Genomic DNA, 12074 nt, shown 5'->3' on the forward strand with positions numbered 1-12074 from the left:
GCGGGCCCTGCGGCCACCAAATCCAGCAATGCGGGAGCAATCGCGGAAAACCAGAGCGGCTTTCCGAACCGTGGGCGGGCATATAACCCTAAAGCCGGCCCACGTCAACGCGGATTTTCAAGCTTTCCAGCCGGAAGCGCCGAAAAGCATTCAACGGTGCTTGAAGGCAGGTTTACGCTTCTCAATGAAGGCGGTCATGCCTTCCTTCTGATCATCCGTGGCAAAGAGGCTGTGAAACAGGCGGCGCTCGAACCGCAGACCTTCCTCCAGCGTCGTCTCGAACGCGCGGTTGACCGCCTCCTTGGCCATCATAACCGAAGGCTGCGAAAGCGATGCGATCCTTTCCGCCGCGGCAAGAGCCTCCTCGATGAGACGCTCGGGCGCCACCACACGCGAAACGAGTCCCGATCGTTCCGCCTCGGCCGCGTCCATCATGCGGCCGGTCAGGATCAGATCCATAGCCTTCGCCTTGCCGACGGCGCGCGTCAGCCGCTGCGAGCCGCCCATGCCGGGAATGACGCCAAGGGTGATCTCGGGCTGGCCGAACTTCGCGGTCTCCGAGGCAATGATGAAGTCGCACATCATGGCGAGTTCGCAGCCACCGCCGAGGGCAAAACCGCTGACGGCGGCGATCACCGGCTTGCGCGCCTTGGCGACGTCATCCCAGCCGCTGATGAAATCACTCTTATAGATATCGGCGAACTGAAGCGACTGCATCTCCTTGATATCGGCGCCGGCGGCAAAGGCGCGCTCGGAACCGGTGAGCACGATCGCGCCGATGGATTCGTCCTCATGGAAGGCGGCATAGGCCTGCTTCAGCTCCCTCAGCACGGTAGAGTTCAGCGCGTTCAGCGCCTGCGGGCGGTTCAGCGTGACGAGGCCGACATTGCCTCGTGTTTCGACGATCAAGGTCTCGTAAGCCATGCTGTTCTCCCGGTTTCTCACTGTTACTTCTGACAGGCGGCGCAATGGAAGGTGGAGCGACCCGCCTGCACGATACGGGCGACCGTACCGCCGCAGCCGGGCGTGCCGCAAGCCTCACCTTCGCGATCATAGACGGAGAAGGAATGCTGGAAATAGCCGAGCGATCCGTCGGCCTGGATATGGTCTCGCAGCGACGATCCTCCGGCGGCGATCGCATCGGCGATGACGTCGCGGATCGAGACGACCAGCAGGTCGAGCTGCTGTTTCGGCCGCCCGCCCCGCGTCACCAGCGTGCCGGCAGCACGCAGCGGCGACAAATGCGCGCGCCACAGCGCCTCGCATACATATATATTGCCGAGACCGGCAATATTCTTCTGGTCAAGCAGCGCGCTCTTCAGCGGCTGCGCCTTATCCCGGAAGCGTTCGGCCAGATAAGCTGCGCCGAGTTCGTTTCCCGTCGGCTCCGGACCGAGATCGCGGAAGAATGGATGGGCGGCGAGATCGGCGCGTCCGACCATATCCATGAAGCCGAAGCGACGCGGGTCGTTGTAGATGACGCGGCGCGCGCCGTTCGGCCCCTGCAGATGAAAGACGACGTGATCGTGTTTCTCGTCCTTCGAGCGGGCGTGGTGGAATTCGCCCGGCATTGCGGAGGCGGCGCCCTCCTCGATGCGAAAGGAACCGGACATGCCGAGATGAGAAATCAGCGTGTTGCCGTCGTCGAGATCGACCAGCAGATATTTGGCGCGGCGGCCAAGGCCGACGATGGTGCGGCCGGAAACCCTGTCCGCCAGAGCATTGGGAAAGGGGAAGCGCAAATCCCTCCGCCGCAGTTCCAGCTCGGCGATGAAAGCCCCCTCCATCGCCGGCGCCAGGCCGCGTCTGACCGTTTCGACTTCTGGCAATTCCGGCATCTTAACCCATCTATATCGAACGTGTTTCAACCGAGGACGATGTGCGCTATAGCGCCAGTGTGCCGCGGAGAGCGCGGTCCAGTGATAACGTCGCGCGTGGCCTTTCGCTATGGTCGCCGCGCCGATCTTCAAGGAATGGAGCAGCCTGATGTCAGAAAGCCGCACTTCCGCCGATGGCGGCATGGAGACCTCCTACGGCTTCCGCGAGGTGGCTGACGGCGAAAAGCAGGGTCTGGTCAACCAGGTGTTCCACAAGGTCGCCAAGCGCTACGACATCATGAACGACGTGATGTCGGCGGGCATGCACCGGGTCTGGAAAGATGCGATGATCTCGGCGCTCAACCCGCGCAAGGAGCCGGGCTACAAGGTGCTCGACGTTGCCGGCGGCACCGGCGACATTGCCTTCCGCATCGTCGAGGCCTCGGGCAGGCAGGCACATGCGACCGTACTCGACATCAATGGCTCGATGCTCGGCGTCGGCGCCGAACGGGCGGAAAAGAGGAAGCTTTCCGGCAATCTCACCTTCATCGAGGCGAATGCCGAGGAGCTGCCTTTCGAGGCCGCCAGCTTCGACGCCTATACGATCGCCTTCGGCATCCGCAACGTGCCGAGGATCGACAAGGCGCTGTCCGAAGCCTATCGCGTGCTGAAACGAGGCGGGCGGCTGCTGGTCCTGGAGTTTTCGGAAGTCGATATGCCGCTTCTCGACAAGGTCTATGATGCCTGGTCATTCAACGCCATTCCCCAATTCGGCAAGGCGATCACCGGCGATGCCGAGCCCTACCAATACCTGGTGGAATCGATCCGCAAGTTCCCGAACCAGGAGAATTTCGCGGCGATGATCCGCCAAGCCGGGTTTTCCCGCGTCACCTACACCAATTATACCGGCGGCATCGCTGCACTCCATTCCGGCTGGAAGCTCTGAGGGAATGAAGGAAAAAAAGACGAACCTCCCTCGGCGGGGCACTTCAGCATGAGCACTTTCGGAGCCTATTTCCGCCTTTGGCGCGTCGGCTGGGTGCTCGTGCGCGAGGGCGTCGTGTCGGCTCTGCCGTCCGAAGGCCTGCCGCCTTCGGTCGCGCTTGCCAAATCCTTCGTCACGATTTTCGAGCGCAGCAGGGCGCGGCATCAGAAGCGCAGCGACCGTCTGGCGCAGGCCGTCGAGCGGCTCGGCCCTTCCTATGTCAAGATCGGGCAATTCCTGGCGACGCGGCCTGACGTCGTCGGCGTCGAATTCGCCAACGACCTGTCCCAGTTGCAGGACCGGATGGCCTTCTTTTCCTCTGCCGCCGCAAAGGCGAACATCGAGGGATCGCTCGGCCGGCCGATCGGCGAACTCTATGCCAGCTTCGGCGAGCCGATCGCCGCCGCCTCGATCGCGCAGGTGCATCCGGCCGAAGTCGAAACACCCGAAGGCCGAAAGAAGGTCGCCGTCAAGATCGTCCGGCCCGGCGTTCGCCAGCGTTTTGCCCATGACATCGAGGCAATGTACCTCGTCGCCCATATGCAGGAGCGTTTCATGCCGTCCAGCCGGCGGCTGAGGCCGGTCGAGGTGACGAAAACGCTGGAACAGACGACGAAGGTGGAGATGGATCTTCGCCTGGAGGCGGCAGCGCTTTCCGAGATCGCTGAAAACACCGACAGCGATCCCGGCTTTCGCGTGCCGAAGGTCGACTGGGAGCGCACAGGCCGCGACGTCATCACCATGGAATGGATCGACGGCACGAGAATGTCCGATGTCGAGGGGTTGCGCGCGGCCGGCCACGATCTCAACCTTCTCGCCGATACGCTGATCCAGTCCTTCCTGCGCCACACGCTGCGCGATGGCTTTTTCCATGCCGACATGCATCCAGGCAATCTCTTCGTCGATGCCGGCGGCATGATCGTCGCCGTCGACATGGGCATTGTCGGGCGGCTCGGCAAGAAGGAGCGACGGTTCCTCGCCGAGATCCTTTATGGCTTCATCACCCGCGATTACGTCCGTGTCGCAGAGGTGCATTTCGAGGCCGGCTACGTGCCAGGCCACCACAATGTCGAAAGCTTCGCCCAGGCGATCCGGGCGATCGGCGAGCCGATCCATGGGCAGCCGGCCGAAACGATCTCGATGGGCAAGCTCCTGACACTGCTTTTCGAAGTGACCGAACTTTTCGACATGGCGACACGGCCGGAGCTGGTGATGCTGCAGAAGACCATGGTCGTGGTCGAAGGCGTGTCACGCATGCTCAACCCGCGTTTCAATATGTGGAGGGCGTCCGAGCCTGTCGTCGGCGACTGGATCCGCACCAATCTCGGACCGAAGAGGATTGTCACCGACATCAAGGACGGGCTGAAGGCGGCGGTCAAACTCGCCGAGGCCGCACCTGAAATCGCAGCGAAAACCGAGAAATTCCACCACGAGCTGCTGCATATGAGCGAATACGGCCTTCGTTTCGACGATCAGACGGCCGAGGCGATCGGCAAGGCTGAGGCGCGGCACAACCGCTCGGGCAGGATCGCGCTCTGGGTGATCGCATTGACGCTTCTCTATATTGCCTGGATGCTGAGCTGACGCTTGTCAAAAACATGCGGTGTTCGACATTTGAGATATCCCATGTCAGGGAAGGCTCGCCTAGTTTCGTAATCAGAGCAGATGACGAGGGTGTGAAGGATTCCAGGCGACGTCGTGCTCTGACTCTTTCGGTGGAACAGATCCGGATCTGAGGCGACCCGTCCCAGATCACTCCGTTCTAGGAGATACGGCACATGAAGCACGAACGCCTCGGCATCGAACTTTCCGGACGGCCGCTCGGTTTTGCCGAGATGGTTGCGATCGGAGCCGGCAAGGCGACGGTTTCGGCTTCGCCGACCGGCATGGCCCGCATTGCGATTGCCCGCGAGATCGTCGAGGACGCGATTGCCGCCGGCACGCCGGTCTACGGATCTACGACAGGCGTCGGCGCCATGAAGGATGTGGAGTGGTCGGGGGATGAACTCGATACTTTCAACCTCGGTCTGGTGCGCGCCCATCACTTCGGCACCGGCACGCCGTTTTCCTGCAATGTCGTGCGCAATGCCATGGCGATCCGCGTCAACACCGCGCTGACTGGCCAGGTCGGCTGCACGCCGGAGCTGATCCATGCCTATATCAGGATGCTCGAGGCCGATCTCATCCCGGTCGTGCGCCGCACCGGCTCCATCGGCTGCGCCGATATCGGCCTGATGGGGCAGATCGGCGCGGTGCTGACCGGCGTCGGCGAGGCGGTCTACCGCGGCAGCCGGATGCAGGCGGCCGAGGCTTTCCGGGCAGCAGGGCTGGAACCGGTGCGGATGGCGCCGCGCGACAGCCTGGCTTCGCTCAGCGTCAATGCGGTGAGCTTTGCGGCGGCGGCGGAAACGACGCGCAATGCGGCGGCCTCGATCCGTATCCTGCTCGCGACGGCAATGATGGCCGCCGGCGCGCTCGGCGCCTCCCGCGATCCCTGGAAGGCGGTCCGCCACGTCGGCACGGCGCGCGAGGCGCTGATCGGCGCCTGGCTCTGCAACGCGTCGGACGAATGGGACTGGCCCGTTGCAACGCATGTGCAGGATCCGCTCAGCCTGCGTATGATCGCCCAGGTGTTCGGGGCCGTCATTGAAAATCTGCTTTCGACCGGCCACAAGATCCTCGCCGCCACCGGACGCTCGGACGACAATCCGGTCGTCGTCGAGGGGCGGGTGATGACGTCTGGCGGTTCGCTTCCGCTCGATGTGACGATCCTGCTCGAATCGGCCGCGCTCTGCATGGCGCATGCGGCCCGCAACGCCTTCAACCGCTGCGTCATCCTCGGCAACGGCCAGCGACGCGATCTGCCGGTCAACCTCGTACCGCCGGGACGGATCGCCACCGGCTTCGGGCCAATCATCAAGCTTGCCGGCGAGATCTTCTCGCGTGTCTTGTCGATGTCCAGCCCCGTTTCGGCGCAGTCGCTGGTCGTCGCGGCCGGCCTGGAGGACGAGGCCGCCTTCCTGCCGCTGGTCATCGAACGCTTCGAGCGGCAGATGCAGGCGCTGAAGCGCCTCGCGGCACTCGAGGCGCTGTTGTCTGCCCAGGCGATCGACATCCTCGGCGATGAACCGAAGGGGGTGGCCGGCATGCTCTATGAGGTCGTGCGCAAACATGCGGCCTTTTATACAGTCGACCGGCCGCTTTCCGCTGAAGTGGAGGCGATCGAGGAAGAGCTTGGATCGGATGACTTTCTCGCCAAACTGACCGAGCAGGTTCCGATCGCCTCCTTCGACGATTTCTTTGCACTCGGCTCGCCAGAGCCCGTCGAAGAACGGCTGACCAGCCGGGCAGGATGATCGCGGGCAAGGCCCAAAATCCGGATCCTGCCCTACATTAATTCGGTCGGGGACATGATGCTGTCCGAGAGCCGGCAACGGCCTGACTTCAGTCTAGGGAGCAAGCGGCATGGACTTTGATCTCGTTCTGCAGGGCACGGTGGTGATGCCGGACCGCATTCTCGAAAAAGGCTATGTCGCCGTCAACGCCGGCAGGATCGCCGAAGTCGGCCTTGGCGTCCCGCCGGCGGCGCGCGAACGGCATCTGCTCGGCAAAGCGCTGATCCTTCCCGGCGCCATCGACGCGCAGGTGCATTCGCTCTCTCAGAAGGATCAGGAGGATTTTATCTGGTCGACGCGCTCGGCGGCGGCCGGCGGCGTGACCACGATTGTCGACATGCCCTACGACGAGGGCAATCTCGTCTGTTCGGCGGCGGCGGTGAAGCGGAAGATCGAACATGCGAGCCCACAGGCGCGCGTCGACTTCGCGCTTTACGGCACCGTCGATCCGCAGGAAGGTCCGGCGCGGATTCCCGAAATGGTCGAGTCCGGCGTCGCCGCCTTCAAGTTTTCGACCTTCGGCACCGATCCCAAACGATTTCCGCGCATTCCGCCTGCCCTGCTCGACGCCTGTTTTGCGGCAATCGCGCCGACCGGTCTGACGGCAGGCGTGCACAATGAAGACGACGAGGCGGTGCGCAGCTACATGGAGCAGGTCAAGGCAAGCGGCATCACCGACTGGCGGGCGCATGGCCTGTCGCGGCCTGCGATTACCGAGCTTCTGGCGATGCATACGATCTTCGAGACCGGGGCCAATACCGGCTGCCCCTCGCATGTGGTGCACTGCTCACTCGGGCGCGGCTATGACATCGCCCGCGCCTATCGCCGCGACGGTTTTGCCGCGACCGTCGAATGCTGCATCCATTACCTGACGCTGGACGAGGAAAACGACGTGAGGCGTCTCGGCGGCAAGGCGAAGATCAATCCGCCGCTGCGGCCGCGCGCCGAGGTGGAGAGGCTCTGGCGGAAGGTCGCCGAGGGCGATGTCTGGCTGGTCTCGACCGATCACGTCAGCTGGTCGGAAAACCGCAAGACCAATCCCGACATGCTCGCCAATGCATCCGGTGTTCCCGGTCTCGAGGTGATGGTGCCGCTTTTCGTCAAGGGCGCTCTCGAACGCGGCATTCCCCTGACGTGGGCCGCGCGGCTGATGGCCGAGAATCCGGCCAAGCATTTCCGGCTCGACCACATCAAAGGGGCGCTGACATCAGGCAAGGACGCCGATATTACGGTGCTGGAGCCGCGGGAAAGCATCTACGATGCGTCTGCGAGCGGCAATAATGTCGTCGGCTGGAGCCCCTATAAGGGCATTCGCCTGCCCTGGACCGTCTCCGCCACCTATCTGCGCGGCGAAAAGATCGCCGAGGGCGGGAAGGTGCTGGCAGAGCCCGGCACTGGCCGGTTCGTCCGGCCGCCGCCGCGCCAGGTCATTTCGGGAGCAACCGCATGAACCGTAATCTTCCGGTTAATGCCGGCCGGATCGCTGAAGATATCGAGGCGCTTGCCCACATCACCGAGCCGGGGCACCCCTGGACGCGGCGGGCCTTCACGCCGCTCTTTCTGGAAGGCCGGGCCTATATCGAGGCGCGGATGAAGGCGGCGGGGCTGGAAACGCGGATCGACGCCGCCGGCAATCTGATCGGCCGGCGCACCGGCAGGCAACCCTGGCTCGGCACGATCATGGTCGGCTCGCATTCCGACACAGTGCCGGACGGCGGCCGCTTCGACGGCATTGCCGGCGTGATCTCGGCGCTTGAGGTGGCACGGGCGCTCCATGACCACGGCATGGAACTGGACCATGATCTGGAGATTGTCGATTTCCTTGCCGAAGAGGTCAGCATCTTCGGCGTCTCCTGCATCGGCAGCCGCGGCATGACCGGACAGTTGCCCGAAGCCTGGCTGTCGCGGGCGAGCGGCGGTCTCGACCTTGCCGGCGGTATCGCCCAAGTGGGAGGGGAGCCTGGCGTGCTGGGACAGCAGAAGCGGCCCGATCTGGCAGGCTTTCTGGAGCTCCATATCGAGCAGGGGCCGGTGCTCGAAGCTGAAAGGGAGGATATCGGCATCGTCACGGCGATATCGGGCATCACCCGCATCGAGATCACCATCGAGGGACGGGCCGACCATGCCGGCACGACGCCGATGGACAGGCGGGCCGATGCGCTGGTGGCCGCCTCGCAGCTGGTGCTCGACATCCGCAATGCTGCTGCCGAGCTTGCCAGGACGCCGGGGCATTTCGCCGCGACGGTCGGCGAGTTCAGGATCGAGCCGAATGCGGCCAATGTCGTACCGTCGAAGGTCGTGCTGCTGATCGACGGGCGCGCTGAAATCCGCGCCGATATGGACGCCTTCAGTCGCTGGCTCGCGGGCCACGTCGAAAAGCTGGCGCCCGCTTACGGCGTGACGATCGAGGCGCCGAACCAGGTTTCCGACAATCTGCCGACGCCCGCCGATGCCGCGCTGCTTTCGACGCTTGAAGCTGCCTGCGAACGCGTCGGCGCGAAATATCGGCGCATGGCCTCCGGCGCCGGACACGACACGGCCTGGATTGCCAAGGTGGCGCCGGCGGCAATGATCTTCGTGCCCTGCCGGGAAGGTCGCAGCCATTGCCCTGACGAATGGGCCGACAACGACGATATCGCGCTCGGCGCAGCCGTGCTTTTCGAGGCGGTGCGCGAGATGGACAAGGATTCGAAGCGGGAGAAGGCCAATGGGACGCATATTGGTTGAGAAAGACGTCGAGGCGGCCGTCAAAGGCGGCTCCGTCTATGCCGCCGGCGGCGGCGGCTGGGCCGATCATGGGCGGATGCTCGGGCTTGCGGCCGTCACCATCGGCAAACCGGAACTGGTCTCGATCGACGAGTTGAAGGATGACGACTGGATCGCCACGGCGGCCGCGATCGGCGCGCCGGCCTCCACCACGCCCTGGGAAATGCAGGGCGTCGATTATGTGAAGGCGGTGCAATTGCTGCAGGAGGCGCTGGGCGAGAAACTTTCCGGGCTGATCATCGGCCAGAACGGCAAATCCTCGACGCTGAACGGCTGGTTGCCGTCGGCGATCCTCGGCACCAAGGTGGTCGATGCCGTCGGCGATATCCGCGCCCATCCGACGGGCGACATGGGCTCGATCGGCATGGCCGCTTCGCCCGAACCGATGATCCAGACCGCAGTCGGCGGCAACAGGGCCGAGAACCGTTATATCGAACTCGTGGTGAAGGGGGCGACGGCGAAGATCTCGCCGGTGCTGCGCGCCGCCGCCGATCAATCGGGCGGTTTCATCGCCAGCTGCCGCAATCCGCTCAGGGCTTCCTATGTCCGCGGCCATGCGGCGCTCGGCGGCATCTCGATGGCACTGGCGCTCGGGGAAGCCATCATCGCGGCGGAAAAGCGCGGCGGATCAGCCGTCATCGACGCGATTTCCAAGACGACGGGCGGACAAATCCTCACCGAAGGCGTCATCGCCCGCAAGGACGTCGTCTACACCAAGGAGGCCTTCGACATAGGCACGATCACCGTCGGCTCGGGCGAAAAAGCCGTGACGCTGCATGTGATGAACGAATATATGGCGGTCGACGACGCGGGTGGCGGGCGGCTTGCGACCTTCCCCGCCGTGATCACCACGCTGTCGCCTGAGGGCGAGCCGCTGAGCGTCGGCCAGCTCAGGGAAGGCATGCACGTCTTCATCCTGCATGTACCGATGGACATCATTCCGCTCTCGGCGAGCGTGCTCGATCCGACAGTATATCCCGTCGTCGAGAAGGCGATGGGGATCGAGATCGCGCGTTATGCGATGGCGGCGAGGGCCTGAGCCATGGCGCGCGATGCAGGCCTTGAAGAACTGCTGCGCGAGGAACTCGGTGACCGGCCGGGCCTTGCCGAAAAATCCATGTTCGGTGGCCGGGCCTTCATGCTGAACGGCAATCTTCTCTGCGGCGCGCGCAGCGACGGCATGCTGATCCGGCTCGGCAAGGGCAATGACGACTGGGCGCTGGCGCTGCCGGGCGTGATCCAGATGCTGATGGGCGAGCGGGTGATGCATGGCTGGGTGCGGGCCAGCGCCGAGGTTTACGGCGACGATGCGCTGAGACGGCGTTTGCTCAATGCTGCGCTCACCTATGTGGAATCGCTGCCGGGCAAGTGACCAACTAGTTACCCCTTCTCCCAACGGGAGAAGGGAAAGTAGAAAACAAAAGTGAGGAAACCACGATGCCGAAGGCCAATCCACGCCATCCGAAATTTCCAATTCCCGGCGGGCCGGACTTGCGCGCCAAGGGCTGGCGGCAGGAGGCGCTGCTGCGGCTCCTGGAAAACGTGCTCGCCGTCGGCGAGGATCCCGACAATCTCGTCGTCTATGCCGCGCTCGGCAAGGCCGCTCGCAACTGGTCGGCGCATAAGGGCATCGTCAAGGCACTGACCGAAATGGACGAGGATCAGACGTTGCTCATCCAGTCCGGCAAGCCGATCGGGCTGGTGCACACCCATGCCAAGGCGCCGCTCGTCATCATGGCGAACTGCAACATCGTCGGCCAATGGGCAAAGGCCGAAGTGTTCTACGAGCTGCAGCGCAAGGGGCTCATCTGCTGGGGCGGGCTGACGGCCGGCGCCTGGCAATATATCGGCAGCCAGGGCGTCATCCAGGGCACTTACGAGATTTTCATGCGCATCGCCGAACGGCGCTTCGGCGGCGATCTCCATGGCCGGTTCGTGCTGACCGCCGGTCTCGGCGGCATGGGAGGGGCGCAGCCTCTCGCCGGCCGCATGGCGGGTGCTGCGATCCTCTGCGTCGACATCGATCCCGAGCGGGCGCGCAAACGCCAGCAGATCGGCTATCTCCAGGAGATCGCCCCCGACCTCGATACTGCCCTTGAAATGATCGATGCGGCGGTGAAGGACAAACAGGCGCTGTCCGTCGGGCTCGTCGGCAATGCGGCGGAGGTCTATCCGGAGATCGCGCGCCGCGGCATTGTGCCCGACATCGTCACCGATCAGACCTCGGCGCATGATCTTGTCTATGGCTATGTGCCGAAGGGTATGAGCCTCGACCAGGTCAAGGGTTTGCGTGATGACGGCCAAGGGCAATTGATGGCGGCAAGCCGCGCGTCGATCGTCGAGCATGTGAGCGCGATGCTGGAATTCCAGAAAAAGGGTTCCGAAGTCTTCGACAACGGCAACCTGATCCGCACGCAGGCCCGCGAGGGCGGCGTCGCCAACGCCTTCGATATTCCGATCTTCACCGAAGCCTATCTGCGGCCGCTGTTTGCCCGGGCAATCGGGCCGTTTCGCTGGATGGCGCTCTCGGGCGAAGAGAGCGATATCGCCCGCATCGATGATCTGCTGCTCGAGATGTTTCCCGACAACAAGATCATCACCAACTGGATCCGGCTGGCACGCGAGCACGTGCCCTTCGAGGGGCTTCCGGCGCGCATCGCCTGGCTCGGCCACGGCGAACGCACCGCACTTGCCCTCCGCGTCAATGCGCTGGTGGCGAGCGGCGAGCTGAAAGGCCCCGTCGCCTTCTCCCGCGACCATCTCGATGCCGGCGCCATGGCGCATCCCAATATCATGACCGAGCGGATGAAGGACGGCTCCGACGCGATCGCCGACTGGCCGCTGATCGATGCGATGATGCTCTGCTCGTCGATGGCCGATCTCGTCGTCGTCCATTCCGGCGGCGGCGGATATGCCGGCTATATGACGAGTTGCGGCGTCACCGTCGTCGCCGACGGCACCGAAGCCGCCGATGAACGACTCGACCATGCGCTGACCAACGACACAGCCCTCGGCGTCATGCGTTATGCCGATGCCGGGTACGAGGAGGCGCTGGACGAAGTGGCGAAGAAGGACGTTCCGTATATCCGCCTTGGTTGATGTGAGGCGTTA

10 protein-coding genes are annotated in these 12074 nt (G+C 63.9%); 8 read left to right on the forward strand and 2 right to left on the reverse strand.

Translation table 11 applies throughout. From position 1 onward, the window contains the following. Positions 1–150: 150 nt before the first annotated feature. Together FFR93_RS18640 and mutM are read right to left on the reverse strand one after the other, a co-directional pair. Complete coding sequence (locus tag FFR93_RS18640; RefSeq protein WP_138394299.1) at positions 151–924, reverse strand: enoyl-CoA hydratase; 774 nt, start codon at positions 922–924, stop codon at positions 151–153. A gap of 23 nt (positions 925–947) precedes the next feature. Then, entirely contained in the window at positions 948–1838 is an 891-nt protein-coding gene (gene mutM, locus FFR93_RS18645) for a bifunctional DNA-formamidopyrimidine glycosylase/DNA-(apurinic or apyrimidinic site) lyase (RefSeq protein ID WP_138394300.1), read from the reverse strand. Between the two features lie 148 nt (positions 1839–1986). Here mutM and ubiE point away from each other — a divergent pair, with 148 nt between their 5' ends. The 8 genes from ubiE to FFR93_RS18685 all read left to right on the forward strand — a co-directional run bounded on the left by ubiE (position 1987) and on the right by FFR93_RS18685 (position 12062). After that, positions 1987–2763 (forward strand): bifunctional demethylmenaquinone methyltransferase/2-methoxy-6-polyprenyl-1,4-benzoquinol methylase UbiE, encoded by a 777-nt coding sequence (gene ubiE / locus FFR93_RS18650; RefSeq protein ID WP_064711904.1) that lies wholly within the window; start codon positions 1987–1989, stop codon positions 2761–2763. 48 nt (positions 2764–2811) lie between these two features. Then, positions 2812–4386 carry a 2-polyprenylphenol 6-hydroxylase gene (ubiB, locus tag FFR93_RS18655; RefSeq protein WP_064707740.1) on the forward strand — a complete coding sequence of 525 codons (1575 nt, stop codon included), beginning with the start codon at positions 2812–2814 and terminating at the stop codon, positions 4384–4386. 194 nt (positions 4387–4580) lie between these two features. Then, complete coding sequence (locus FFR93_RS18660) at positions 4581–6158, forward strand: aromatic amino acid lyase (protein WP_138394301.1); 1578 nt, start codon at positions 4581–4583, stop codon at positions 6156–6158. Between the two features lie 109 nt (positions 6159–6267). Beyond that, positions 6268–7647, forward strand: a complete 1380-nt coding sequence (locus FFR93_RS18665) for an amidohydrolase family protein (RefSeq protein WP_138394302.1) — start codon at positions 6268–6270, stop codon at positions 7645–7647. Continuing rightward, positions 7644–8924 (forward strand): Zn-dependent hydrolase, encoded by a 1281-nt coding sequence (locus FFR93_RS18670; protein ID WP_138394303.1) that lies wholly within the window; start codon positions 7644–7646, stop codon positions 8922–8924. Before FFR93_RS18665 ends, FFR93_RS18670 begins: the two co-directional genes overlap by 4 nt. Further along, positions 8905–10002, forward strand: a complete 1098-nt coding sequence (locus FFR93_RS18675; protein WP_138394304.1) for a DUF917 family protein — start codon at positions 8905–8907, stop codon at positions 10000–10002. The genes FFR93_RS18670 and FFR93_RS18675 overlap by 20 nt, the downstream gene beginning before the upstream one ends. A gap of 3 nt (positions 10003–10005) precedes the next feature. Further along, entirely contained in the window at positions 10006–10335 is a 330-nt protein-coding gene (locus tag FFR93_RS18680; RefSeq protein WP_138394305.1) for a TfoX/Sxy family protein, read from the forward strand. Positions 10336–10400: 65 nt separating this feature from the next. Further along, positions 10401–12062 carry a urocanate hydratase gene (locus FFR93_RS18685; RefSeq protein WP_138394306.1) on the forward strand — a complete coding sequence of 554 codons (1662 nt, stop codon included), beginning with the start codon at positions 10401–10403 and terminating at the stop codon, positions 12060–12062. Positions 12063–12074 lie beyond the last annotated feature (12 nt).

This window comes from Rhizobium sp. MHM7A, assembly GCF_005862215.1.
Taxonomy (GTDB): domain Bacteria; phylum Pseudomonadota; class Alphaproteobacteria; order Rhizobiales; family Rhizobiaceae; genus Rhizobium; species Rhizobium bangladeshense.

Excerpts from the sequence above, each read along its gene's own strand:
- FFR93_RS18640 (WP_138394299.1), bottom strand. The coding sequence starts at position 924 with ATGGCTTACGAGACCTTGATCGTCGAAACACGAGGCAATGTCGGCCTC.
- mutM (WP_138394300.1), bottom strand. The coding sequence starts at position 1,838 with ATGCCGGAATTGCCAGAAGTCGAAACGGTCAGACGCGGCCTGGCGCCG.
- ubiE (WP_064711904.1), top strand. The coding sequence starts at position 1,987 with ATGTCAGAAAGCCGCACTTCCGCCGATGGCGGCATGGAGACCTCCTAC.
- ubiB (WP_064707740.1), top strand. The coding sequence starts at position 2,812 with ATGAGCACTTTCGGAGCCTATTTCCGCCTTTGGCGCGTCGGCTGGGTG.
- FFR93_RS18660 (WP_138394301.1), top strand. The coding sequence starts at position 4,581 with ATGAAGCACGAACGCCTCGGCATCGAACTTTCCGGACGGCCGCTCGGT.
- FFR93_RS18665 (WP_138394302.1), top strand. The coding sequence starts at position 6,268 with ATGGACTTTGATCTCGTTCTGCAGGGCACGGTGGTGATGCCGGACCGC.
- FFR93_RS18670 (WP_138394303.1), top strand. The coding sequence starts at position 7,644 with ATGAACCGTAATCTTCCGGTTAATGCCGGCCGGATCGCTGAAGATATC.
- FFR93_RS18675 (WP_138394304.1), top strand. The coding sequence starts at position 8,905 with ATGGGACGCATATTGGTTGAGAAAGACGTCGAGGCGGCCGTCAAAGGC.
- FFR93_RS18680 (WP_138394305.1), top strand. The coding sequence starts at position 10,006 with ATGGCGCGCGATGCAGGCCTTGAAGAACTGCTGCGCGAGGAACTCGGT.
- FFR93_RS18685 (WP_138394306.1), top strand. The coding sequence starts at position 10,401 with ATGCCGAAGGCCAATCCACGCCATCCGAAATTTCCAATTCCCGGCGGG.